Origin of the sequence: Mycobacterium sp. GA-1841 (genome assembly GCF_001954135.1) — a bacterium.
Taxonomy (GTDB): domain Bacteria; phylum Actinomycetota; class Actinomycetes; order Mycobacteriales; family Mycobacteriaceae; genus Mycobacterium.
Genome location: NZ_MBEQ01000070.1, coordinates 18,753 through 44,073 on the forward strand (window position 1 = coordinate 18,753; position 25,321 = coordinate 44,073).

Below are 25,321 nucleotides of genomic sequence, written 5' to 3' on the forward strand. Positions count from 1 at the left end.
ACCCGAACTTTCGCGTGTCAACTCCCAAACTTATTGGCCGATAAGCACTTTCGATGGGGACGGTTTGCGCCATCCCCATCGGCGTGCGTATGGTGGAGCGCAGCGAAGGGGAGTAGCCCCCAATCGGATATTCGACATACTGGCCGCGCAGCGTGACGCAGCGGCCCGGGTATCCGAACCGGTCACGACCGGTGGGCGAGACCTTCGGCCGTAGACCACTGGGTTGCCGGCCGGAGGCATCTTTTCCGCCCCCGACGGCAGCCACCGACCGAGGAGTTGGTGCGTGCTCGCTGCCTTGCTCTTGAGCTTCGCCGTCATCTTCGTGGCAGAACTGGGTGACAAGTCGCAGCTGATGGCGATGACCTTCGCGCTGCGCTACCGCTGGTGGGTCGTCCTCGTCGGCATCACCGCGGCCACCACCGCCGTGCACCTCATCTCCGTCGCCGTCGGCCACTACCTGGGCGCGGCGCTGCCGACCCACCTGCTCGGCATCCTCGCCGGCGTCGCGTTCGTGTTCTTCGGGTTGTGGACCTTGCGTGGCGACTCGTTGTCCGACGACGAGGCGACCCGGGCCCAGCGTTCGACCGCCCCGGCATTTTTCACCGTCACCTCGGCTTTCCTCCTCGCCGAGCTCGGCGACAAGACCATGCTCGCGACGATCACGCTGGCCGCCGACAACGACTGGGTGGGCGTGTGGATCGGCTCCACCATCGGCATGGTGGCCGCTGACGCGCTGGCCATCCTGGTCGGGGCCATTGCGGGCAAGCACCTGCCCGAGCGGGTCATCCAACTCGGGGCAGCGGCGCTGTTCGTCATTTTCGGGGTGTCGATGCTGTTGGAGGGCGCGTTCCCGTCCGCCCCGGCGCTGTTGACCATGGCCGGCGCCGTGGCCGTGACCGCGCTGTGCGCCGCGATCCTGCGCGCGCTCCCGGAGCGTTTGCGCCCGGCCGCGTTGCGCAAACCCGCCGCGGACCCGACGAACGCCGGCCGGCCGGGGGCGATCACACCTTGACCCCGCCGTGACCAGGCCGTTACGGATGTTGACAGAGTTTCCTGTGTGGTTATTGTGTAATCCGTGCCGTACCTGGCAAAGCTTCTCAAGTGTGCGGTCGCAACAGTCACCGCCACTGCCGTCTGCGCGGCCCTGGCCACCACCGGCGCCCCGATCGCGCGCGCCGAGGACGCCAAAGCGCTCCTGCTCGGGGCGATCGCCAACACCAAGGGTGCCTATCTCGTCTACAACTTCGGGGGGCAGTTCGCCGCGCCGTTCCTGACGGCCGACGGGCGCGCCTACACCCTGAACAACGGCGGCCATCTGATGGCGATGAAGAATGCCTCCGGCCGGCTCAACCCGCGGTTGTTGGTCGATACCCATCAGGGATATCAGTCCCGCTGCGAGCGGACCCCCGGCGCCCGTACCGGCGAAGGGCTCTGGCAGGCGTCGGAAACCTATGCCCCGCTGGCCGCCTGGCAGGTGCTGGGGCAACCCACCATCGCGGTCAACGCCAACTTCTTCGACGTGCGCGGGCAGAAAGGCGGCTCGTGGCGCGACACCAAGTGCTCGTCTCCGCTGGGCGCGTACGTCGACAACACCCGCGGACAGGGCCGGGCCAACGCCGCGGTCACCGGCACCCTGGCTTACGCCGGCAAGCAGGGGCTGTCCGGCGGCAACGAGCACTGGTCGGCCCTGGCCACCATGATCCTTCCGATGGGCGGGGCCCCGTATGTGGTGATGCCCAAGGGACGCGATGACTACGACTCGGCGTCGCCGGTCATCCAGAGACTGTTGGATCAGAACGCCCGGTTCGTGGCGGTCGCCGGGATCGGACTGCTGGCGCCCGGAGACACCGGTCAGCTCAACGACAACGGGCCCAGCGCAGCACGCACCGCCGTCGGCTACAACCGGTCCGCCGATCTGCTCTACGTGTTCCAGGGTGGCAGCTACACGCCGGACAACATGCAGGACCTGTTCCGCGGCCTGGGCGCCGACAACGCGATCCTGCTCGACGGCGGCGGTTCGTCGGCGATCGTGCTGCGCCGCGACACCGGTGGCATGTGGAGCGGAGCCGGATCGCCGCGCGGCAACTGCGACACCCGTCAGGTGCTGTGCGATTCCCGTGAACGGGCCCTGCCCAGCTGGTTGGCCTTCAACTGATCAGTTCGTGAGAACCTCGGCCAGAACAGGTTTCGGCACAGAGGGCAGGTAACGGCGCAGCCCTGGGTGGCGCAACTGCAGAATCTGGTGGGCTGCGTTGTCCATGCGGTGATCGCCGAGGTGTTTCAGGCCGGCGCCGGAGGGAAGTTCATCGGCCGATACGGCCGTCGCGCCCGAGACGAGGGTCTGTCCGCCGTGGGCGATGTCGCGCAGGCACCGCGCCCCGGTACGGATGCTGTGGATGCCGATGCACAAGTCGAAGGGATCCAACGGCGCCAGTTGCAGTTGCAATGCGCAGGACACCGCATCGGCGGGGCGATCGAACGTTGCCACGAAGCTGTCGCAGGCAGCCCGCCGGGCCGACAAGACGCCGTCATGGAGAGCAACCACATGGACCACCGTCGCCCGGAAATACGGCAGCGCAGCGACCATCTCGCGGGACTGTGTTTGCCACAGATCGGCAGACCCTTCGGTGCGTGCCATCAGCCACGTCGTGTCGATCGGTAGCCGTTCGGTCACGCGCCCGTTGCTCCCGCCTGTTGTCGCCACTTACCTCGCGCCAGACGGCACGCAGAGTGCCAGCTTAGCCGCATTGGCTCGATCCCTGCTCGACACCAATCGCGTTGCCAGAGAAACCGGTTGCCAGGCTGCGACCGTACCGATCTTCCGCAGGTGGGAAGCGCGTAAGTAGTCCCGTCCACTATTTGCTGGACAGGCTCAGTTCTCCAACCACAGGTCGACGCCCTCGACGGCAAAGATCGACAGCACCGTGCTCCAGGTGTCCTCTCCGAGGGCTTCCTTGATGTTGCGGTAGGAGGTCATGACGAACCGAAACCTGCGGTTGTCCGGGGTGCCGAAACCGCCGCGCAGGCAGTCGGCCAGCGCATCGAGATTCGAGCCGAAGTACCCGCCGTCACCGTTGACCGCGCGACCGATCTCGGTGAAGAAGTCGGCCTTGGACCCCACCTTGGTCCCATCGATCAGATACGTCTTCACATGCCTCCGATCAGGCAGAAGGATTCGTAATGGTCGCCGGTGTAGTAATACTCGGGCGGGTGGTCCACCGGTGTGCCGCCGGTGACGATGCGGCGCGTGCCGCGATGAGTGAGACCGGGCGTCGGCACCGTGTACTCGTGGTAGTAGCCACGTTCGTGTCGGGGTAGCCGGCCTTCGTAATTGCCGAAGACGACGCCGTCGTTGCGTGGGTATGGGAACGGCCCACCGGATTCGATGAGGTCCACGGTGTGTTGCGCCTCGGGGGGGAGGGTGCCGAGTCGGCAGGTGCCGTCGGCGACCGGAGATTTCGCCGGTGCCGCCTCGGGCCCGGCGGGAGAACACGCGCCAGACAGCAGCCCGCACAGCACTGCCAGCACCGCAAGGCGTGATCGTCCCATCGGGATGAGGCTAGCAACAGGGCGCGCAAATCCAAGGTCAACCGAGGTCGGCGTGCGACGATCGTTACTCGAGTGAACAGAGTGACCACCCCTTCTCGGCCCACAGTCCGCCGCGGCAACCCTGCGAGTGGCCGTAACTCCGTGTCCGACAAGCAGTTCCGTCCCGATATCGAAGGCCTGCGGGCAGTCGCCGTGCTGGCGGTGGTGTTGTTCCATGCTGGGTTGCCCGGGATCGGCGGCGGGTTCATCGGCGTGGACGTGTTCTTCGTCGTGTCGGGATTCCTCATCACCGGGTTGCTGTGGCGCGAAGCGTCGGGCACCGGGACGGTCCACCTGGCCCGGTTCTACGCCGGACGCGCGCGGCGGCTGCTGCCGGCCGCCGCGCTGGTTCTGGTGACGACGTCGGTGGGGGCGGCAATATTGTTGCCGCCATTGCAGGCCCGGTCGGTGCTTGCCGATGCGATCGCCGGCGCACTGTATGTCGGTAACTACCGCTTCGCGGTGGAGGGTACCGACTATCTGGCCGGAGAGGGCACCGACTATCTGGCTGGAGAGGGCACCCCTTCACCGCTGCAGCACTACTGGTCACTCGGCGTCGAGGAGCAGTTCTATCTGTTGTGGCCGGCCCTGATCCTGGCCGTGGCGTGGGTTCTGAGACGCAGTGGCCGCGGCACGCGCTCTGCTCTTCCCTACGCCGGCGTGCTGGCCGCGGTGGCCGGCGCGTCGCTCATGTTGTCGCTGGCCTGGACCGAGACCATGCCGCCGTGGGCGTTCTTCTCCCTGCCGACCCGGGCCTGGGAGCTGGCCGCCGGCGGGCTGATCGCGCTGACGGCAACCCACTGGCGCAGCCTGCCGCCGGTGTGCGCGGCGCTGGTCGGCTGGGGCGGCCTGGCGTTGATCCTGGCCACCTGCACACAACTCGGGACATTCACGCCCTATCCCGGGTCCGCGGCGGTGCTGCCGGTCTTGGGCACCGCGCTGGTGATCGGCGCGGGATGTGCGATCCCCGATCTCGGAGTGGGCCGGCTGCTGTCGAAACCGTGGATGCGCGGTCTGGGCCGGGTGTCCTACTCGTGGTATCTGTGGCACTGGCCCGTCTTGCTGTTGACCCCGGCGCTTTTCGGTCACGCTGTGGGGCTGGCCGGACGGTTGGCACTGGTGCTGATGTCGCTGGGCCTGGCGATCCTGACGCTGCACCTGGTCGAGAACCCGGCGCGGTTCGCCGCTGCGCTGCGGGCCTCGTCATGGCGCAGCCTGACCCTGGGTGCGACCGCTACCGGCGTCGCGGTGTGTGCGGGCCTGGCGTTGTTGGCGGTGCGTCCGGTGCCGACGGGTTCCGGGCCGGCGGCCGTCCCGGTGGCCGCGGTCGTCACGCCCCGCGCGGCGGCGCCGACGCTGACGCCGGAGCAACAGGTGGTGGCGGCCGTCGCCGCATCGGCCGAGGTACGGGCAGTGCCGTCGAATCTGACACCCCCGCTGGGCAATATCACCAAGCCCGAGGTATTCGTCAACGGCTGCGTGCTGTCCTGGCAGGCGATCGCCATACCGGAATGCGTGTCGGGAGTAGCCGATTCGGCCACCCGGGTGGCGCTGATCGGCGACTCGCACGCCGGGATGTGGCACCCGGCCTTGAAAACCGCGGCGCAACAACATGGTTGGCGGCTGGAAACCTTCGCCAAGGTCACCTGCCCGCCAATGAAGCTGCCGATCCTCAGTCCGTATCTGGACCGCGAGTTCACCGAGTGCAAGCAGTGGCGGGCCGACGTGCTGGCCCGCATCGCCGAGGAACCACCGGCGTTGATCGTGCTGGACATGGTGCGTCGTTACGGCGCGGATTTCGGGTTCGTGAGCTACGACCAGACCTGGCTGGACGGGCTGCGCCAACTCGTTTCACAGCTGCACGGCACCGGGGCCCGGGTGTTGGTGCTCGGACCGGTGCCTGATCCACACACCACGGTGCCCACCTGCTTGTCAGCACATATGGACGAGGCCACGGCATGCGCTCCAGACCGCTCGGTGGCGGTGAACGACGCGGGTGTCGCCGCTGAAATGGCAGCGGTGCACGCCGGGGGCGGACAGTATGCACGCTTGGACCAGTACTTCTGCACCGACCGGCGGTGCCCGGTGATCGTCGGCAACACCCTGGTGTTCCGCGACGACAACCACATCACCGCCGAGTATGCGCAACAGCTGGCGCCGGTGCTGGGCCGACTGGCCGTAAGTTCGTTGGCGCCCAACTGAATCAGAACGCGGCGATCCGTTCGGTGAACGCACCGTGATAACTCATCGGCAGGTGGAACGGCAGCCAGGCCTCGGCGATCGGACCCGCATCGACTCGCGGCGCGTCGAACACCATGAGCCGGCTGCGGTGTTGGATTTCGTCGTAACCCACGGTCAGCAGCCAGCCATCGGCCTCGTCGGTGCTGCCCGGGCGGGACACGAAGATCGGTTCGACGAGTTTGTGACCTGCCGGGCAATAGGTCTGCACGGCGCCATCGGCATGGTCGAACCGGCCGATGCCCTCCCCGCTCCCCTCCCCGTCGGTGGGCACGGTCACGTAGGTCACCGCGTGCGGCTGGGTTGACCGCCGCTGGTCGATCTGGGGGAATTCACACCCCATCTGGGCCAGCGGTTCTGTCTCGACCCGATCGTCAGGGGTGATGCGGAAGCGGGTCAGCCGCACCGTATCCGGCAATGCCTCGGGCGCGACGTCCTGGTACAGCTGCGACATGTCGCTGCGGCTGTCGGACGCCCAGGCCTGCATCCCGCCGAAGGTTTCGGGCGCGAACCGCGGTAACTCGACCACCACGTCGGCACCCTCCTCATAGGCGTTGGCGTAATGCCACATGTAGAACGGGTCGGTCTCGATCACCCGGACCTTGCCGCCGTCGCGTGGGGCGAGGATGAAGTACGACGGTTCGTTCCGCTTGAACTTGATGGCATCCCAATAGGATTGGCGCCCGAGCAGGGCCCAGGGATTGATTCGTAGCGGGGAGAGCATGAACACCGCGTAGCGCGGCGTCAGCGCCATGTCGTGGATCAGCCCCATGCCAGGTAGCGGCACCGCCCGCAGATACCGCGTGAAACCGCGGTTGTCGGTCTCGTACAACCGCAACCGGACCCGCGGAATTGCCTCCCCGACAAGTTCCCGCAGGCGCCGCAGCTTCTCGTCCGGCGTCGGCGCGCTGCGGACGTGGCGAAGGTCGAGGCGCGGAAAGTACGGCTCGAAACCGAAGTTGACCCGCGAATCCGTCGTCGCGTCATACGTGTAGTGCGCCGAATAGGCGCCGATCGGGCCCTTGAGGACGCCGTCGAGGCTGCACATCCCGATGGTGTTGAGCGTGTCGAGATCCATGCCGTGCGGGCGCCCACCCTCCCATAGGGCGAGCAGTTGATCGTGTCCGATCATCACGTTGGTGTTCGCGGTGTTGGCGGGCAGCCGAAAGGCGTTGGCCCGCATGCCACCTGGGCGCTGATAGGAGAACCCACGTTTGACCATCCGGCCGGCCGCCGTGGTGGTCAGGTAATGCTCGGTGCGGACGAACCGGTTCTTGAACCGCACCCCGCTGCCGTCGATCGCGAAGGCGACCACCATGCCGTCGGCGTCGAACAAGCTGTCCACCCGCGATGTGCCGATGTTCCAGCGGCCGGACCCGTTGCGGTAGAGAGTGCCGGTCAGGCCTTCCGGCAGGGCGCCGGTGATCTCGGTCAACGTCAGATCATGTTCGCCGGGGACGTCCTCCCAATAGCGCGAAGGACCGTCGACGTGTGGTGCCGCGGGAGCAGTCATAAAAGACATCGTGTCTTTTATGACTGTCCGCTGTCAATAGCCTTTACGTCGAAAGTGTTGAACGGCAGTGCCGCCCCACCGTCCCAGCACAACGTCGTGAGATGGTCGACGAGCTCGGACCGGGGCATGTCCGAATCCCGGATCCACCACTGCGCGCTGACCATGGCCGATCCGACGATCGCCCGGGCCCACGGCGCGGCGGCTGCGGTATCTGCCCCGCTGCCCGCCATCGATGCCGCCAGCATCACCTCGACCGCGGCCGCGAGTTCGTCGAAGATGCCCGGCATCTCATCACCACTGGCGGCGTGCATGCCGAGCGCCCGATACAGGTGGGGATCGTCCTGCATCCATCCGCAGATCACGTCGAAAAACAGCCACATCCGCTGCCGCAGATCCGCCGAACCGTCAGCACGTCTGGTGATCTCGATCAGAAGTCGTCGGGCCTGACGCTCACCCAGCGCGGACAAGATGGCCGACCGGTTCGGGAAGACGGCGTAGACGGCCGAGCGCACGAAGCCGGCCTCCTTGGCCACCTCGGCGATTCCCACATCGGGCCCATGAGCCCGGATCGCGCGCTCGGCGGCGTCGAGCAGGTCCGAGCGCCGTTGCTCGATGTCGACACCTGGTCCGGCGGGTCTACCGCGCCCACGCCTTGCCGCAGTCACCGCCCAATCGTAGGTTCTGCCGGTGCCTCCAGGTTTTCCGCGCAGCGCAGCAGCAACCAGGCGAGCCCCCGCCGGCCGTCAGGCTGCGTCTTTCTTGGTCTCTTTCTTGGTGACCTTTTTGGTGTCCTTTTTGGTGTCCTTTTTGGCGGGTTTCTTCGCCGCCTTGGCGTCATCGGCGTTCGTGGCCTTGTCCTTGTCCTCGCCCTTGAGGCCGTTGACCGCCTTTTCGGCACCCTTCACCACGCCTTCGGCGGCGGCCTGAATCTGCTTACGACCGTTCTCGGCCACCGCGTTCACCCGCTTCTGGGCCTCTTTGACCGCCGTGGCGGTGCGTTCCCGGGCCTTTTCGGCCGATGCCTTGGCGCGGTCACCGGCATCGTTGAGCGATTTGTCCACCTGCCGGCGGGCATCGTCAGCGGTCGCGGTGATCGACTTGGCTTCCGGCTGAATGTCCTTGCCGGCGTCGGCCTCTGCGTTCAGCGTCAGGGTCTTGTTCTCCGTACCGCCGATGTCGGTTTCGGTGATCGCCTGCGGTGCAAAGTTCGTCTTCACGACGCTCTGCGTCCGCGCATCGGCGAGCGGGTTCGGCGCGAGGTTCTCCACGGCATCGGTGAGGGCCGAAAGGTCGAGCCCGGAGCCACCGCTGGGGATCGCATCCCCCAGGCCGAGCAGACCCAGCAGGGTTTTGATCGGATTGGAGACGGGATTCTGGTTCACCAGACCATTTCTGATCGCCTTCTGGATACCCGTGGCGAGGTTGTTGACGAGATGACCCGGCACCTGAGCCCAATCGACGTCAGCCGGCAACGTCCCGAAAGCCGTTGGGATATCGGCTTCGTCAAGCGTGCGTTCGTAGATGCCGGTGGCGGGGTTGTACTCCACATCGGTATAGCCGAGGTTGACCAGGCTGGTGAGCACCGGGCTCAACGCGGTGCCGATCGGGTTGTTGAGGTTCGCTCCGGTGAACAGGTTGATGACGTCCACGGCCAGATACGTAGGCTCCAGCAGCGGCAGGCTGTTCGCCGGGATGGTGATGTAGACGTTGAGTTTGGGGCCCAGCTGCGGGTCCGTCCCGGGATTGGCCAGATAGTCCGTCACGGACGTCCCAAGGTCGCCCAAGACCTGGTCGATCAACACCGTGCCGAGCGTGTCCAGCGACTGGTTGCGCAAGATGTACGTCGGAAACATCCCTGCCGCAACGTTGTTGGCCATGGTGAACGGGTTCGGCCAGGCGGCAAAGTCGGACATCGGGAGGTATTCGGCGGTGGCGTCGATCTTGATGGGGATCAGGTTTGCGCCGCCGGGGGTGAGTCCCAACAACGGGATGTCCCCGAGTAGAGGCAGCCCACCGAGGATGCTGTCCCCGTCGCTCTGCACCTGGGTATCGGGTGTCACGGTGTCGATGCCGAGCAAGCGGAAGAACGGATAGGCCCGCGCCAGAATGCCGCCATTGGCCCGGCCCGGGTTGTCCAGCAAGAGCATCGGAAGGACGGTGAAGCTGCCCAAGAGCGGATTACTGGTGCCGGTATAGGCCGATCCCCCAGGCTGATTCGGCAGATCGTCGACCACCTGCTGGTAGGCCGCACCGGCCGCGAAGGCACCCAGTCCCCAGCCGGCGACGATGGGGACGCGGAGGTCGATCACATCCGTGGAGAGGGCCGGCAGATGAATGCCGAGCCCGTCGAGCACGAGCTTGATTGCCTCGAGGCCCCGGCCATCCGTCGGAAGCCCAAGCGCCTCGAACACGGTGTCCAGCGAAACCGACAGGTACTCGGTGTTGTTGATCTCGTCGGCCACTGAATTCGGGAATGACGGTGTCCAGCCGAGATCCACACCGAGCAGCCGCAGCAGGGTGAAGGGTCCACCTGCGGTGATGATGTTGATTCCGAGATTGTCCAGGGCGGAGAGCGGGTCACTCAGGTCTACACCGAGAGCATCGAGCAGCTTGCCGACGGGCAGCTGTGTCGAAAAGTCGATCAACGGGTTGGCCTCGAGTAACGCGACGACCGGCCCTAATGGGGTCTGCGCCAAGATCGGGCCCAGGTCGACGGACAGATCTTCCACGCCACTGCCGCCGATGACGTCACCCAACGCATCGTTGATGGCGTTGCGGATCACGGTGGCCGGATCGAGCCCAGCGGCTTGCAGCAGTGCCACGAGGTTGAAGTTGTCGACGAACGCGGTCGACAACTGGGCACCGATGTCTTGCGTCCAGTTGTAGACCTGTGTTCCGAACCCACCCGTGAGGTCCGGGATCTGATCCGGCGGCGGGAAGAGGTGGTCGCCGGCTCGCAGGTCGACGTCACGCTGCACGGCAGCGGCATTTGCCTGTGGCGGCGGCGCGACACCCACCGTAAGCGCGGTGATCGTTGCCGTTGCCGCACCGAGGGTCGCAACCCTCCGAACACGGCTCCGCTGCCTCCGGTGCTTACGTGCCATCTGACCAGTCCTTTCGGCTGTTTTCTCAGGTAGGTCTCAGGCAACTTAACACTAACGTGACCTTTGTCACCACATTGCTGAAAGAAATTTCCCGGTTCACGTATCCGGCCTCTCGCAAACTGTTATCGTTTGCACGAATCGGTACTGCGCTGCAATTAGACATATTGACGCCGACGACAGGCAATGCCCGCTTGTGCCATGACGCGGTCTTGTCGTGCGTTGCTGGCCGCGATATAGCCATTTACAGATGGCGGTCACCGTGTCAACCGATTCCGCAGGCGCCGAAACCCGCCCCACGCTGCAGGGCCGCGGACCTGACCGGCCTGAGGCTCGTCCGCCTCTACTCGTTTCGAAGTTTGCCGACGCTCACCAGAGTCCGCCGTGCGGCCAGCTCGACCTGCCCGACATAGCTCGCACCGAACAACACCACGTGGGCCAGCAACGGATAGAGCTGATGCAGATCAACGCGGTCGCGCCACCCCGCGCGTAACGGCTGCACCGATTGATATCCGGCCAGCACGTCATCCAAGAAAGGGCAACCGAACAACGCCAGCATCGCCAGATCGGTCTCCCGGTGACCGCCGTGCGCGGCCGGATCGATCAGGACCGCGGCGTCGGCGGTCCACATCACGTTGCCGCTCCACAAATCGCCGTGCAGTCGAGCAGGTCCGTCGTTGTCATCAAACGCGCCGGCACAACACATCTCGGCCACGGCGGCCACCGCATCGTGAACCTCGGTGCCGAGGCGGGGTTGGGCCAAGTGCAACATCGGTGTCAGCCGTTCGCCGGCATAGAAGGTGCCCCAGGAATCGTGACCGTCCAGCGACATGGGCAACGGCTGCGACATCGGGCCGAAGAACCCGTCCCCCGCGTAGCCGGCGGGCCCGGCCCCGAAAGCCGGCGCGCCGGCGTTGTGCGTGCGTGCCAGTCGCACACCGAATGTCCGCGCCGCATGCGCTGTTGCCGTGGAAGGTTGTAGCCGCCGGAGCGTCAAAGACGTTGCATCCTGGTCGATTACCTGCACACACGGAACCCCGTGATCCACGGCGAGCCACTTCAGCCCGGCCGCCTCGGCGGCGAAGAATCCGGCCGGTGCCGACGCATTGCGTTTGACGAAGACGCCTGCCCCGTCCGCGGCTTTCGGCATGTCGATCAGGGTACCGTCGCCGGCGGCAACGTCCCGCGGCCGTTTCAGAAGGCGCGCAATTGGGCAATATAGCGAGGTGGGAATAAGCCTGTTGCCGTCTATTCGCCTGTCCGACGCCGATGTGGCGGGTGCGCTCGATCGCGCGGTCACCGTGATCAATCCGGTTCTCAACGTGGTCACCAGCTTTGACCCATTCGGCCTGCGGCAACGCACACACCGTGCGACCCCTGCCGCCGGAGCAGTGGGCAAGTCACTCGACGTCGCAGCCGCTGTGCTCAACTTCGCCGAGCTCCCGGGCACCAAAGCGTGGGCCGAGATGGACCAGGACGGTCACGTGAAGTGGTGGGTGCATCGATTCGGCGCCGTGACCACCATTTTTGTCGGGTTTCCCGGTGCACTGGGCGTTATCGGACAACGGCTTCCGATCAAAGACTTCGTCGGGTTCACCAGTCAGGCAATCGTGCTGTGCGCGGTCGCCCGCGAGACTGGTGTCACCGAACACGACGACCAGGTGCAGCTGCTGGGTACGGTGCTGTGCGATCGCCAACTCAGCGACTCGCCGGCAGATGATCCGGGTTCGCCTCCGCAATCGCTGCCGAAAAGACTGTGGCAGTTCGCCGGTACCGTGCGCGCCGTCGGAGAAGAACTGACGAAAAGGCCGCACGGGGACGGCCTTTACCGCTACCTCGGGATGCTGCCCGGGATCGGTGCGGTGGCCGCGTACCTCGGCGAACTCAACGCTCTGCACCATGCAGCCGACGAAGGACAGGCATGGATCACGGCCCATGCTCCGGTGGCGGCGGCCCAAACCTGAAGATCAGGGTGCTGATCGCCACCACCACCGCGGCCAACCCGATCACCGGCGCCACCGTGAACTGGGACACCGTCGCGCCCAACACCGCACCGCCGCACATCGTCAACACCACGCCGTAACGCAACTTTTCGCGGTCCCCGGTGCCGCCGGCGAGCCGGCTGTCGAACCCGAGGCCCACGATGGTCTGGGTCAGCACCGTGGTGCTCAACTCCTGGATTCCGAACTGGCGCGCGGTCGCATTCTGGATCCCGAATGTCATCGCCAACAGGATGAGGATCAGTTTTCGGTTGTCCTGATAGCTCAGCACGCCCGTGCCGACCAGGATCGAAAGTGTGGTCAGCAGAACAACTTCCATACCCAGCGCGGTGGTCAACCAGTTGCGGACCTGACCGCCGAGGTGACGGCGCAGACGTCCGCCCACCACGGTGCCCAACACGAACCCGATGAACGCGACGAGCGCCCCGGTCACGTCCACAGCCGAGCGCGGCACGAACCAGAAGCCGAGGAAGATCACGTTGCCGGTCATGTTGGCGACGAACACGTGGCCGAGTACCAACACACTGATGGCATCGACCAGCCCGGTGGTGAACGTCAACAACAGCAGCGCCACGACGGTCAACCGCTGGGTTACCGGTGAGGCGATGGCCATGCCTACATCCTTGCCGCTACAGCTGTGGAGACAAGTCCAATTGGGTGAGTGCCGGCATCTGCGTGATCAGCCAATCCCCGCCATGGCGCTGCAACGTCAACCGGTAGGACATGTACCGCAACGACGGGATGTTCTTGGTCACCGGGCTCGTCGACACCGTGTTGGTGTAGACGATGGCGGTGGCCTCGTCGCGGTTGATCGTCTCCACCGCGGTGCCCATCACCTCGGTGTTGTTCGTCACCTGCGCCTGCTTGTTGGTGGGCACCAGCGAATCGATCAACTGCCGGTACTGGATCGCGAAGTCGTTCGACAGAAACTTCGCGGCCCGATCCGGTAGGGATTCGATGTTGTCCGGGTTGTAGGTCCACAGCGTCGTGATGGCGTCCGCCGAGGTCTGCGCCACCTCCAGTTTCGTGTCGACCAGCGCGCGGTCGGCCAGATACGGCTGCAACATCGCCCCACCGAACGCCCCGGCCGCGACGAACACCGCCGCGGCACCGGCGGCAGCGTAGGTCAGTCGTTTACCGGCCTCGCGGTGCGGAACGAGGACCGGCTCCTCGGCCTGCTCCTCCGGTTCGGCATCGGCATCCGACGGATCGAGATCAACGTCGGCATCCAGAGCGTCCTCAGTTTCGGCAGCGGCCTCAGTTTCCGACTCGGCCACGACATCGGTTTCGACGTCAGTTTCGGCGCCGACCTCTGGTTCGCTGTCCACTTCCGGCGCGACAACCTCTTCGGGTTCGACGGCCGCTTTGCGTCCGGCCTTGCCCGTCGGCGTACGACGCTCGGGGGTGGCGTCGTCGGATTCGGGCGTGGGCGTCTCCGCCACGGCCTCGCCACCGCGACGCCGCCCGAAACGCAGCCTGCGGCGCGGCTTGTCGGGCTCGCCGGTGGTCAGATCACCTGAATCAGCTGGCTGATCTTCCACTGCTGTCCTTCCCAAATCGTCGTCGCAATCCAGCGGCTGCCGCTCTCGATCACGGACTTACCGTCAGGGGTCCGCGTGCTGATCTTCGTCGCCACCAGCACGTCGGCACTGCCGTTGTCGTTCCACCGCTGAATACCGGCATCCAGGACGGTGCCCTCGGTCGGCTCGGACCGGGCCACCTGAACGACGATCTCGTTCTGCTTCTCGGAGAACATCTTTCGGAAGTCGCCGGTCGCCTCGTCCTTGATACGGTCGGCATAGTCGTTGGCGTGGAACGGGTCCAGTGTGGTGTACATCGTCATGAACACCCGGACGTAATCCAACGCCGCCGCGCTCTTGATCTCGGCACGCCGATCCGCCTGATGGCGCATCAGGATCAGCGTGCTGCCGGCGATGGCCGCCGCGACGAGCAGTGCCGAAACCACCGCCACGATCGGCAGACCCCAACGGATCGGTTCCCTGGGCTCGACCGCGAAGTAGTCGGCGGCATCCGGCTCGATCCGGCGCCGCGGGCTCATTGTCCGCCCCCGCCCAGGACGGGACGCTTGAGCACCGTCAGATTGTCCACGAGCCACTGATCGCCGGGCTTCACGAACTCCACGAGCACGGTCGCGGTGATGAACTTCAACTCCTGCGGATTGGTGCCGCGCTGCCCCTGCAAGGCCAACAGCATCGACCCCGCGTCCTTGGCCACCCCGGGCAGCACGGCACTGCTCACCGCCCAGTAGTCATTGGTGGTCGGACCGGCCTTGCGCACCGCGTCCTGCTGTGCGACCAACTGCGGACGGTAGTTGTCGGTCGTCAGTGACTGCGCTTTGGTGAAATCCGCATCGACCGAATCGACCCCGTAGCTCAGCAGCTCTTCGACGATCCGTGGTCCCTGATCGGCGAGCTGCGCGCGAGCTTGGTCCACTGCCCGGTCCTGGCGGTACACGATCAGGTAACCCAGTCCCGCGGCGATGCCGCTGACCAGCGCGAGCACCAGCAGCATCACACCGACACGGCGCCGGACATTGCCTTGCGGCCGTCCCACGCGGCGGACCTCGGTGCGGGTCAGCAGGTCGGCGAAGGTGCGGTGGCGCGAATCCCACAGCGGCCACAACCACCCGACGAACACCGCCGCGGTGTCCAGCAGATGCGCCACATCGCGCAGCAACAGCCGCCCGAGACCGGCGTCACCCGACGCGCAGACCACCCGGATACCGAACACCGACCGGCCCGGGCTCCAGCCCGTGAGCGCCGGCAGCAGGACGCGATTCACCCCGGTGACGGCGGCAAGGAGGACCAACGCCCCGGCATACACCACCCACTGCGACCACTCACCCAATGCAGTGCCCAGAGTGACCAACGCCAACGTGACGATGAGCCCGGCACCGGCCAGCACATCGATCGCGAACGCCCCGGCCCGAGCCGGCCACGACGCCAACCGGGTCTGATCCGTCCCGGTCCCCACCGCGGTGACCGTGTCGGCGTCGGCGACCACAGCCGTCACGACGTGACCTGGTCGAGCCGTGCGACCTTGTAATTGCCGTCCTCGGCACGGGCCATCTTCACCCGCAACCGATAACCCTGCTCTTCATCGGACTTCTCGGTGTTGGTGACCAACACACGCACCGCGACCAGCAGATCCATCGACCCGTCGTCGTTGTGCTTCTCCACCGCGGCCCGCAGGTCCGACACCTTCACCTGCACGTTCGCCGCCTGATAGGCGTCCAGCAGCATGCCGCTGTAGAGGCCGGCCTGGGCCCCGAAATCACCCGTGGCGCATTCGATGATCTTGGTCTGGGCCTCGATCATGGCCTGGGTGTCCGGCGCCTGGGTCGCGGTCACGCAGTCCTTGGCGGCGGCCAGGGCCTCGGCCTCGTCCCGGGCGATCCGCTCACTGTCCTGATGCGAGCGCAGTGCCAGGTAACCGCCGACACCGACGGCCGCCGCCAGGATCAGCACCCCGGCCAGGATCGAGGCCATCCAGCCGCGCCCCAGCCGAGAAGGCCGTGCGGTGGCCTCTTCGGTGTCCGCGGCCGAGGCCGGATCAGCGCTCTCGGTGACGACCTCCGCGTGCGGTTCGGTGGTGTGGGGGTCCTGCTGGTCGGCGAGGTTCAGCTGGCTGGCGCCAGCATCTCCTTCCATCCGTCATCTCCTGGGTTATTCGAGTTGGTGACGGAGTACTTCACACCGCCGGGACCGACCACCTCGCCGCTTGACGGGCTATAGGTGGCGGTCGAACCTGCTGCCGGAGTGTAGATGCAGGGGTTCGGCTGCTGTCCACTACAACTCACATTGCCACCCCGCGGTGCCGTCAGCGGATCGCTGGTCGGTGCCGTGGATTCCGGTGGCGGAAGCTGACTCGCCGGCAACGGGTTCATCCCATTATTCACCGACGGCGCGGGGATCACCCGGCCCGGATCGACGGGCTGATCGCAGCGCGCGGCCGGGGCCGGGCAGTTGCGGATCTGGTTCGGGTCTCCGTACCAGGGGTTGGTGCCCAGCGGCTGGTAGGGCTGGTCACTGTGGCATTCCGCCGGCGAGGCGGCCCGCTTGCCCGGCACATCGGCGCACGGATAGTTACGCGCACCGCGCACCGCGTTGGGCGCATCCTTGGGGATCTTGCAGTACAGGCCCTCCGGCAGCGGGGCCAGGGACGTGTCCGCCGGCGAACGCCACTGCGAGGCCGGCAGGAAGCCGGTCAGGCACGGCGGCGGCATGTTGATGCCCAGGCCGAAGTGCAGCAGACCCTTGGGCGCGAAGATCGTCGCGGTCTGGGCCACGGCACCACCCTGCGGCAACGCCACCAGAACCTGTTCGACGTTCTTGTTGTAGCGCTTGAGCATATCGATGACGATCTCCAGGTTCGCCAGCGTCTGCGGCAGCGATTCCTGCACATCACCGAACACCGAGTTGAGCTGATCCGCCGTCGGTGCCGCCTGCTGCAAACCGCTCCGCAACGCGGCATCGTTCTGGGCGCTCTGCGCCGCCAGGGTGTTCAGGTTCTTGGCCCACCGCGAGATCGCATCACCCGAGTTGACCTGGCTGTCGATGATCGGCCCGGAGTTCTCGACGATGTCGTTGATCGGGTCGATGTTGTCCTTGAAGTCGCTGGCAATCGCCTGTGTGGAATCGACCAGGCGCTGCAGTGACGGCCCGAGCCCACCGACCGCCTTCGACGTCTCCTCGAGCAGGGCGGCGATCTTCTCCTTCGGCAACGCCGCCAGACCCGCCTGCGCGGCATCGAGCGACGGACCGACCTCGGCGGGCACAGTGCCCTTCTCGATGGTGTCCCCGTCGCGGAAGTACTCCTTGGAATCGCCCTCGGACACCAGGTCGATGAACTGCTCACCCACTGCCGACACCGAGTGCACGTCGGCGCTCGCGTCTCGCGGAATCCGGTACTGGTTGTAGATGTCCATCTGCACGTGGGCACCCTTTTCGGTGGGCTCCACCGACGTCACCTTGCCGATCGTCGTGCCTCGATAGGTGACGTTCGCCGTGGCGTACAGGCCGCCCGAATTCGGGAGGTTGGCATTGAGTTGATACATGCCCACCCCGGCCCACGTCGGCAACCGCAGATAGAACAGCGCCAGGACGACCAGTGCGATCAACGTCAGCACCGTGAACAGAACCAACTGCATCTTGATGAAACGGGTCAGCAACATGTCTCACTCACCCCTTTCCACCAGCGGTCCGCCAGGTGCGTCGTGCGGGTTCGGCGTGAACCGAACATCCGGGATCATCGTGGCCGGATCGCGACCCCACGCCTGCTCCAGCGCGCGGAGCATGCCCGACAGCCCGGTGCCGGACAGGAACGCGTTGTCCACCGAGCTCAGCGTCAGGTCGATGGTCAACGACACGTTGATGTAGTCGCCGCGGACCGCCTTCGGGATGTTCTCGATGTTGAACGGCACCGTCAGGATCAGCTTGAGTGCCTGCACCAGGTACGGAGCCGAGCGCGCCAGCTGCTTGAGCGGACGCTGCAGGTTCTGCAGGTTGGTGTGCAGGTTCGCGTTGCTGTTCGACAGTGTGTCGTCGGCGGCCTTCGACAACCGGCCCAGCGAGGTCACCGCATCGGCGAACAGGTCGCGGGTGTCGGCGAAATGCTGGATCAACGGCGGGAATTCGGTCAGCACCCGGTCCAGCGTGTCGTTACGCGCGGCCACGATGTTCAGCAACCGGTTCGTCGAATCGATGGCGCGGGTGATGTCGTTGCGCTGCTGATTGAGCTCGTCGGTGAAGGTGTCGAGCCGGCCCAGGAAATCCCGGATCTGATCGGCGCGACCGTTGAGGATGTTGAACACCTCGGTCTGGATGGTCTCGATGTTCGGGATGCCACCGCCGGTCAGGATGCCGGAGATACCGGCCAGCGTCCGCTCGATGGTCGGATACGCCGACGACTGCGCCAGCGGGATGGTGTCCCCGTCGCGCAGCTTCTCTTCGGACGGCTTCTCCGGCGGGTTGAGCTCGACGTGTTGCGAGCCCAACAGGCTGGTCTGACCGATCTTGGCCTCGGTGTTCTTCGGCAGCTCGATACCCGGCTGCAGATCGATCGTCAGGGTCGGGGTCCAGTTGATCAACTCGATCTTGCGGACCCGGCCGACGAACACATCACGCACCCGCACCCGGCTGTTGGCGTTGAGCGCCAACGTCTCCGGCATCTGCACATACAGCGTGGTGTGGCCGGACTCGGTGCCCGGCCCACCCGGCAGTGGCACGTTGGCCACACCGCGCCACTGCCCACACGACGTGAGGATCAGCGCGGACGCCGACAACACCGCGACGCGTCGACCGACGCGACGCCAGCTGCGTGTCTTCATTCGACGTGGTTGCTCTTCGCGCAAGCGGCTCATCAGCGCCCTTGGTTCTTCGCGCAAGCGGCTCATCGGACCCGTCTGTTCGCTCAAGTCACTCATCACGGCTGCCCTCCGACCTCGGCCGGCAACGCGGGCCCGGCCGGAGCCGGCGCGGGTGCGGCCGGCGCGGGAGCCGACATCGGATCACCGGGGATCACACCCGGCGCGGGCGCGGGCGGCGGTCCGGGCTGCGGGTACCACGGCGGCGGCAGCGGATTGCGCTCGTCGTAGGAGTTCGGCGGCCCGGGCAGGTTGCCACCCGGCGGGACGCCGAAGGCCGGCGGCGCGGGCGGGGCCACGATGTCGGGGCCACCCATCAACTCGGACAACGATTCCGGGGTCAGCATCTGCTGCGTGGCCGGCTGCACCTGCACGCCCTGCATGCCCGGAGCCACGGTCCAGCCCGGCTCGTGGTTGCCGTGCGAGAACAAGGTGTCACGCGACCAGATGCCCGGCACGGTGGTGTCCTTGTATCCGCCAGGCGGCTGCAGGCGCGGATCGGAGTACGAGATCTGCTTGGGCAGCGTCATCGCCGTGTTGGCCAGGTTCATCCCGAACGGCAGGAAGTTGAACTTGATCGCGTCCAGGATCGGCGCCAGGTATTGCGCACACAACTCCGCCGAATCCTGGTACCCCAGTCGGCTGCCTGCTTGGATCGAACTGCAGATGAACTGCAGCGGGTTGGAGAAGTTGGTCAGACCCGGCAGAACCGGCAGACCTACGATGCCACCCTGGTTGGGCGCGACGATGTTGAGCACGTTGGCGGCCAGGTTCGGGTACGCGTGCAGACCCGTCTCCAGGCCATTGCGCGGCTCGGGCTGCAGGATCGCCGTCGTCACGTCCGACAGGTTGTTCACGTCGTGCGCGAGGACGCCGCCGTTCTTGTCGAGGAACTCGCGCGTGGTCTTGAGCACCCGATTGAGATCCTGCAGCGCATTGGCCAACTCCTGATCGGTGTTGGTGAACGAGTTGGTGAACTGCGCCAGATCGTGGTTGAGCGCCACGAACTGCTGATCGCTCTTGTGCAGGGCATTGACGAACAACGCCAGGCTCTTGACCACACCGAAGAAGTCACCGCGGCCCTGATTGAGCGTGGTCAACGCCTCGGACAGCCCGTTGAGCGTGCGGTTGAGCTGATCACCTTTGCCCTGGAAGCCGTCCGCGAAGGATTCGATGATGTCGCCGAACGGCCCCTTGGGTTGCTGGGCGGTCGGGCCGAGATCGTTGAGCAGACGGGTGATCTGGTTACGCAGGTCGTCGTACTCGACCGGGATCTGGGTGTTCTCGATCGGGATCACCGCGTTGTTCTGCAACCGCGGCCCGCCGGTGTAAGGCGGGGAGAGCTGGATGACGCGGGACGCCACCAGGCTCGGGTTCAGCACGGAAGCGGTGACGTCCTGGGGCACCTTGTACTTGTTGTTGACGTGGAAGACGACCTTCATCTTGTCGCCGTCGGTCTCGATGCTGTCGATCGCGCCGACCTTGACGCCCATGATCAGCACCTTGTCGCCGGGATACAGCGCAAGTACCTCGGGGAAGTACGCGGTGACCGTGGTGTTGGTCAGCTTCTTGTACAGCGCCAGACCGAAGTAGCCCAGCACCAGGGCCGCCACCACGGCGAGCGCAGCCACGATGATGGTTGCCCGGGAAGTCTTGGGCAACTGGATGTTTCGCACATTGAAAACGGTTGACATAGCTCTCTGTCCCCCTGCCTATCCCTGTGACCCGGGCGGAAGGAACGGTGGGTTACCCGGCAGCGGCGGGGTTCCCGCCGGACCGGCATCCGGGCCCGGCCCCGGCGGCGCCGGAGGGGCGTTCACCGGTGCGGGATGGGGTGCGTAGCCGGGGATCTCACCGGGCAGAGGTTGCGGGGCGATCGGCACCGTGCGGGCTCCGGGCGGACCGGGGGCCAGCTCGACCGGGGCACCCGGCTGATCCGGCGGCATCTGACCGGGGATCGCCGCGCTGGGCACACCAGGCGAATGTGCGACGCCGTCCGGGTTCGGTGCGGAGGTCGCCACGTCCGGCGGACCGAACCCACCGGGCACCGGACCGAACGGGCCCTGGGTGGCACCGGCACACGGCAACGGGTTGCCCGGGGATGGGATCCCCGCGGCCGTCGGCGTATACGAGCACGGCGATCCGGGCGGCACGGCAGGTCCCGGGTGCTCCGGGGTGCCTTCCAGCGGCGTCGGGGCCGGCGCCGGTGCACCGTTCTCGAAGCGCTGACCATTGGGATCGGGGAAACGGAAGGACGGCAGACCGGCGTTGCGCCAGAACTCCTCGGGATCGATGCCACGTTTCTTGAACGCGGCGTCGACGAACGGCTGCAGGATCTGCGGCGGGATCAGGTTGACCAGCATCACCTTGAAGTACGGGCCCGAGGCCAGCGCCTCGGCCAGTGAGGTGATGAATTTGCCTGCCACAGTGAGGGTGTCGGACAGATCCTGCTTGCGCTCGACCAACAGATCGCTGACCGTGCGCAACTGCTCCAGCACGTGGTTGAGGTTCGGGTTGTCATTGATCACGCCCTCGACCTGATGCGACACCGACGACACCCGCTCCAGCAGCATGCTCACGGCCTGGCCGCGCTCGTTGACCGCGGCCAACAGCGTCTGGGCGTTGACCAGCAACTGGTTGACCTGGGTGCTCCGATCACCGAGCACCGTGGCCACCTTGTTGGCGTTGGCCAACAGCTTCTTGACGTCCTCGTCGCGCTTGCCGATGGTCTCGGAGAACTTGGCCACCCCGTCCAGCGCGGCACTGAGGTGCGGCGAGGTCTGATCGACGGTCTCGGACAACACGTTCAGCGATTCCTTGACCGACTTCGTGTCCCAGCCGGACGCATTGCGCGTGACATCCAGGAAGGCGTCGTAGATCTGGTACGGCGTGGTGGTCTGGCCCAGCGGCAGCATCCCGCCCGGTGCCAGGGTGTGGCTGCCCCGCGGCTGGATCTCGATGTTCTTGCGGCCCAGGATCGTATCGGTACGGATCGCCGCACGGCTCTCGGTGCCGATCGTCTTCCCACCGAGGGTGAAACCGATCTCGACCTTGTCGCCGTTGATCTCCATGCTGCGCACCGTGCCGACGTCCATGCCGGCGATACGCACCTTGTCACCCGTGTTCAGACCACCGGTATCGGCGAACTGGCCGTAGTACGTGGGCACCGCGAACAACATCGGCACGCTGGTCAACGTCGAACCGACGGCGATGATCAACGCCACCACGGCGACGCCCATCAGACCTTTGCGGAAGCGGTCGGAACCTTGCAGTGTCCTCATCGCGGCGTGCACCTACCCGACGGCTGTGAGCTGAGTTTGACGGTTCGGACGGGACCACCCGGCTGCAACCCGTTGAGCTTCAACGAGAGGTCACAGGCGTAGAAGTTGAAGAAGTCACCGTAGATGCCACCGGCACGGCCGATGATCTTCAATGCCTGGGGGAAGTCGATCAGAATCTGGTTGAGCTGCTCTTTTTGGTCGATCAGCGGCTGCTGGATGACCTCCAGCTGACCCACGGTGTCCTTGAGCAGCGGACGGTTGTCGCTCAGCAGGTCGGCCAGCGACCCGGCCGCGTTGCTGATGTCGGCCACCGAGGACCCGATCGGATCGGCCCGGTTCTTCAGGCCCGTGATCAGCGTCTCGAAGTTCTTGAGCGTGTCGTCGAACTGCTGCTGATGCTTGACGGTGGTGTCCAGGACGATGTTGAGGTTCTTGATCACCTCGCCGATGGCCTGGTCCCGATCGGCGATGCTCTGGGTGAGCTGCGCGGTCTGGTCCAGGATGTCGTTGATGGTGCCGCCCTGGCCCTGGAAGATCGTGATGATCGACTTGGAGATGGTGTTGACCTTCTCCGGGCTCAGCGACTGGAACAGCGGACGGAAACCACCGACGAGGGCGTCGAGGTCCAGTGCGGGCTCGGTGCGCTCCAGCGGAATGGTGCTGCCCGGCGCGATCTTCGTGTTGCTCTCACCGCGCTTGAGGTCCAGGTACCGATTGCCGATCAGATCCTGGTAGCGGATCGCCGCGGTGGTCTGATCGAACAACGGCAACGACTTCTCGACATTGAACGACACCTCGGCCTGCTGGCCGCCGTTGATCAGCTTGACGCCCGTGACCTTGCCGACCTCGACGCCCGAGGCGCGGACGAACTGCCCCGTGCGCAAACCGCTCACGTTGTTGAAGATCGCCGAGTATTCGGAGGTCCGGTTGAAGCGGATCTGACCGAACACCACGAAGATGAGCGCAGTGAAGGTGAGCAGCACCAGCGAGAAGATGCCGAGCTTGATAATCGTGCCCTTGATACTCATGCGGCTCCCTCGCAGGCTCGGGTCCCGCATGCCATCTGATTGGTTGCGCAAGCGTCACGCATCTGCTGTCTATTCGCTCCGCTCATGGGTTGATCGTGTTCTCCCCCACTTGACGGCCCCACACATATTCGGCCGTGATCGGCTGGCCCAATTCGAAGTGGTTGTACGGCGCGATCGAGGCCCCGGTGTCCATCACCAGGTACGGCATGGGCCACAGGTCACGGGTGACCGGTTGCCAGCAGCCGGGCCGGCCTTCGGGCCCACCCTTGGCGTTGATCCGCGGCAGGTTGTCGGGATAGACGTACGGGTTGCCGACGCCGATCACCAAGGACTGGGTCTGCAGTGAATACCCGTTACCACCAAGGGCGCCTGCGAGTTTCGGGCCGGCATCATGGTAGTTGCGGATCGTGCAGAACAGCGCGGGGCTGTACTTGTCGAGCAGCGCCGAGGTGGGCAGCAGGTCCTGTGCGCCGCGGACCAGATACGGGCCGCCGCGTTCGAAGATGTCGCCGCCGGTGTTGCCGAAGCCGACCGCGGCCACCAGCGCCTGGTCGAGGTTGCCGCGCTGCTCGTTGAGCGTGTGCGCGGTGGTGACGGCGTTGGTCAACCCGTCGAACAGATCGGGGCCGGCGTTGGCGTAGACCTCACCCAGATCGGCGAGACCGGCGATGTCGCGGCGGATCTCGGGCATGCGCGGGTTGAGATCGCTCAAGATGTCGTTGCCGTTGACGATCGACTGACCGAACTTGTCGCCGAGCCCGTCCAGCGCCTGCGCGGTCGCGGTCAGGGTCTGGTTGAGTTTGATCGGGTCGATCTGTTCGGAGATCGCGGTGATGGTCTCGAACAGCGTGTTGAACTCCGTCGTCACACCCTGGGCATGAATCGGGGTACTGGGTGACAACCGTTCCGGCGACGGGTTTTTCGGCGACAGGAACGAGATGTACTTGTTGCCGAACACGGTGGTGGCGCGCAACTCGGCGGTCACGTTCCTCGGGATCAGGTCGAGGTACTTGGGCTTGACGTCCAAGGTCAGCTTGGCCTCGGGGTTGTCATCGACCGTCACCACGTCGACCGACGCCAACCGGCCGATCGGCACGCCGTTGAAGGTGACCTTCGAGCCGGGGTCCATCGACAGCCCGGCGCGTCCGGACAGCAGCGTCAACTGGGTCTTCTTCTCGAAGGTTCCGCGGAACTGCATCCACGTCAACGCCAGGATCAGCACGGTGACCAGCGCGAGGATCAGACCGGCCAGCTTGTACGGCGGCGTCTTCGGCTTGTTCAGGGGTGCGCGGGGCACGGCAGGTTGAGTCATGCCGCTACACCGTGAGGTTGAAGTTGGGGTCGGTGCCATAGAGCGCCAACGAAGCCAACAGAACCACCAACACGATGGCGATCAACGACGTTCGCATCGACCTCCCCACTGCCTCACCCACACCGACAGCACCGCCACTCGCGTAGTAACCGAAGTAGCAGTGGTTCAACATGACCACGATCGACATGATGATGACCTCGAGGAAGGACCACATCACGTCGTCGACGCGCAGGAACGTATGGAAGTAGTGCTCATACGTACCGACCGACTGCGAGTAGAAGATCGTCGTGACGAACTGCGCGGACAGGAACGACAGCAGGATCGCCATCGCGTACAGCGGGATGATGACGATCGAACCGGCGATGATGCGGGTGGACACCAGGTACGAAATCGACCTGATCCCCATGACTTCCAGCGCGTCGACCTCTTCGCTGATGCGCATGGCGCCGAGCTCGGCGGTGGCGCCGGCACCGACCGTGGCGGCCAGGGCCTGCCCGGTGACGACCGGGGCGACGACGCGGATGTTGGCCAGGGCGGCGAAGAAGCCGGTGAAGGCCTCGACGCCGATGTTGCCCAGGGACGCGAAGCCCTGGATCGCGATCAGCGAACCGGCCGAGAGCGTGACGAAACCGATGATCGCCACGGTGCCGCCGATGACCGCCATGGCACCGGTGCCCATGCCGATCTCGGCGACCAGTCGCAGCGACTCACGCCGGTAGTGGCGGAACGCATGCGGGATGGAGCCGATGGCCTGCACGACGAACCAGGCGACGTGGCCCATGCTGTCGAGGAACCGGGCCGGGGTAGCGGCGATGTCGGAAGTGCGGGAAAACGCCCGGGGGAACCGGGACCGCAGGACTGTGACGGTACTCATG

The 25,321-nt window shown here is 65.7% G+C and carries 23 protein-coding genes; 4 read left to right on the forward strand and 19 right to left on the reverse strand.

The genetic code is table 11. The features are described 5' to 3' along the window. Positions 1–283 precede the first annotated feature (283 nt). Both A5740_RS16615 and A5740_RS16620 read left to right on the forward strand, forming a co-directional pair. On the forward strand, positions 284–1,012 hold the full coding sequence (locus A5740_RS16615) for a TMEM165/GDT1 family protein (RefSeq protein ID WP_076195651.1): 729 nt from the start codon (positions 284–286) through the stop codon (positions 1,010–1,012). Between the two features lie 63 nt (positions 1,013–1,075). Beyond that, positions 1,076–2,155: a phosphodiester glycosidase family protein gene (locus tag A5740_RS16620; protein ID WP_076195653.1), complete on the forward strand. Its 1,080-nt coding sequence runs from the start codon at positions 1,076–1,078 to the stop codon at positions 2,153–2,155. On the opposite strand, the gene A5740_RS16625 is transcribed toward A5740_RS16620, so the two are convergent. The 3 genes from A5740_RS16625 to A5740_RS16635 form a co-directional block, all read right to left on the reverse strand. Continuing rightward, entirely contained in the window at positions 2,156–2,587 is a 432-nt protein-coding gene (locus tag A5740_RS16625; RefSeq protein ID WP_139335173.1) for an adenylate/guanylate cyclase domain-containing protein, read from the reverse strand. A gap of 285 nt (positions 2,588–2,872) precedes the next feature. Then, entirely contained in the window at positions 2,873–3,151 is a 279-nt protein-coding gene (locus A5740_RS16630; RefSeq protein ID WP_076195657.1) for a barstar family protein, read from the reverse strand. Next, on the reverse strand, positions 3,148–3,549 hold the full coding sequence (locus tag A5740_RS16635; RefSeq protein WP_076195659.1) for a ribonuclease domain-containing protein: 402 nt from the start codon (positions 3,547–3,549) through the stop codon (positions 3,148–3,150). The genes A5740_RS16630 and A5740_RS16635 overlap by 4 nt, the downstream gene beginning before the upstream one ends. A 72-nt stretch (positions 3,550–3,621) precedes the next feature. Here A5740_RS16635 and A5740_RS16640 point away from each other — a divergent pair, with 72 nt between their 5' ends. Next, positions 3,622–5,790 (forward strand): acyltransferase family protein, encoded by a 2,169-nt coding sequence (locus A5740_RS16640; protein ID WP_175616273.1) that lies wholly within the window; start codon positions 3,622–3,624, stop codon positions 5,788–5,790. Between the two features lies 1 nt (position 5,791). On the opposite strand, the gene A5740_RS16645 is transcribed toward A5740_RS16640, so the two are convergent. The 4 genes from A5740_RS16645 to A5740_RS16660 form a co-directional block, all read right to left on the reverse strand. Beyond that, entirely contained in the window at positions 5,792–7,339 is a 1,548-nt protein-coding gene (locus A5740_RS16645) for a carotenoid oxygenase family protein (RefSeq protein WP_076195663.1), read from the reverse strand. 17 nt (positions 7,340–7,356) lie between these two features. Then, on the reverse strand, positions 7,357–8,004 hold the full coding sequence (locus A5740_RS16650; protein ID WP_076195665.1) for a TetR/AcrR family transcriptional regulator: 648 nt from the start codon (positions 8,002–8,004) through the stop codon (positions 7,357–7,359). Positions 8,005–8,082: 78 nt separating this feature from the next. Beyond that, complete coding sequence (locus A5740_RS16655) at positions 8,083–10,356, reverse strand: AAA family ATPase (protein ID WP_139335174.1); 2,274 nt, start codon at positions 10,354–10,356, stop codon at positions 8,083–8,085. 427 nt (positions 10,357–10,783) lie between these two features. After that, positions 10,784–11,590, reverse strand: a complete 807-nt coding sequence (locus tag A5740_RS16660; RefSeq protein WP_076195669.1) for a fructosamine kinase family protein — start codon at positions 11,588–11,590, stop codon at positions 10,784–10,786. A gap of 76 nt (positions 11,591–11,666) precedes the next feature. On the opposite strand from A5740_RS16660, the gene A5740_RS16665 reads away from it, so the two are divergent. Then, positions 11,667–12,404, forward strand: coding sequence for a hypothetical protein (locus tag A5740_RS16665; protein WP_076195671.1), 738 nt, complete (start codon positions 11,667–11,669; stop codon positions 12,402–12,404). Here A5740_RS16665 and A5740_RS16670 read toward each other — a convergent pair. The 12 genes from A5740_RS16670 to A5740_RS16725 form a co-directional block, all read right to left on the reverse strand. Next, complete coding sequence (locus tag A5740_RS16670) at positions 12,367–13,053, reverse strand: YoaK family protein (RefSeq protein WP_076195673.1); 687 nt, start codon at positions 13,051–13,053, stop codon at positions 12,367–12,369. The genes A5740_RS16665 and A5740_RS16670 overlap by 38 nt on opposite strands. A 16-nt stretch (positions 13,054–13,069) precedes the next feature. Continuing rightward, on the reverse strand, positions 13,070–13,981 hold the full coding sequence (locus tag A5740_RS16675; protein WP_076195675.1) for a mammalian cell entry protein: 912 nt from the start codon (positions 13,979–13,981) through the stop codon (positions 13,070–13,072). Beyond that, complete coding sequence (locus tag A5740_RS16680; protein ID WP_076195677.1) at positions 13,948–14,499, reverse strand: mammalian cell entry protein; 552 nt, start codon at positions 14,497–14,499, stop codon at positions 13,948–13,950. The genes A5740_RS16675 and A5740_RS16680 overlap by 34 nt, the downstream gene beginning before the upstream one ends. Beyond that, on the reverse strand, positions 14,496–15,473 hold the full coding sequence (locus tag A5740_RS16685) for an RDD family protein (RefSeq protein ID WP_076195679.1): 978 nt from the start codon (positions 15,471–15,473) through the stop codon (positions 14,496–14,498). The genes A5740_RS16680 and A5740_RS16685 overlap by 4 nt, the downstream gene beginning before the upstream one ends. Then, the gene (locus A5740_RS16690) at positions 15,470–16,111 is read right to left on the reverse strand and encodes a hypothetical protein (protein ID WP_076195681.1); all 642 of its coding nucleotides are present in this window, start codon (positions 16,109–16,111) and stop codon (positions 15,470–15,472) included. The genes A5740_RS16685 and A5740_RS16690 overlap by 4 nt, the downstream gene beginning before the upstream one ends. Beyond that, positions 16,081–17,631: an MCE family protein gene (locus tag A5740_RS16695; RefSeq protein WP_076195997.1), complete on the reverse strand. Its 1,551-nt coding sequence runs from the start codon at positions 17,629–17,631 to the stop codon at positions 16,081–16,083. Before A5740_RS16695 ends, A5740_RS16690 begins: the two co-directional genes overlap by 31 nt. Before the next feature lie 6 nt (positions 17,632–17,637). After that, positions 17,638–18,789 carry a virulence factor Mce family protein gene (locus tag A5740_RS16700; RefSeq protein WP_076195683.1) on the reverse strand — a complete coding sequence of 384 codons (1,152 nt, stop codon included), beginning with the start codon at positions 18,787–18,789 and terminating at the stop codon, positions 17,638–17,640. A 95-nt stretch (positions 18,790–18,884) separates the two neighbouring features. Beyond that, positions 18,885–20,519, reverse strand: a complete 1,635-nt coding sequence (locus tag A5740_RS16705; RefSeq protein ID WP_076195685.1) for a virulence factor Mce family protein — start codon at positions 20,517–20,519, stop codon at positions 18,885–18,887. An 18-nt stretch (positions 20,520–20,537) separates the two neighbouring features. Then, positions 20,538–22,106, reverse strand: a complete 1,569-nt coding sequence (locus A5740_RS16710) for a virulence factor Mce family protein (RefSeq protein ID WP_076195999.1) — start codon at positions 22,104–22,106, stop codon at positions 20,538–20,540. Then, positions 22,103–23,134 carry an MCE family protein gene (locus tag A5740_RS16715; RefSeq protein ID WP_076195687.1) on the reverse strand — a complete coding sequence of 344 codons (1,032 nt, stop codon included), beginning with the start codon at positions 23,132–23,134 and terminating at the stop codon, positions 22,103–22,105. The genes A5740_RS16710 and A5740_RS16715 overlap by 4 nt, the downstream gene beginning before the upstream one ends. Before the next feature lie 82 nt (positions 23,135–23,216). Then, positions 23,217–24,446 (reverse strand): MCE family protein, encoded by a 1,230-nt coding sequence (locus tag A5740_RS16720; RefSeq protein WP_076195689.1) that lies wholly within the window; start codon positions 24,444–24,446, stop codon positions 23,217–23,219. Positions 24,447–24,450: 4 nt separating this feature from the next. Continuing rightward, positions 24,451–25,320, reverse strand: a complete 870-nt coding sequence (locus A5740_RS16725; protein WP_076195691.1) for an ABC transporter permease — start codon at positions 25,318–25,320, stop codon at positions 24,451–24,453. Position 25,321: the final 1 nt, after the last annotated feature.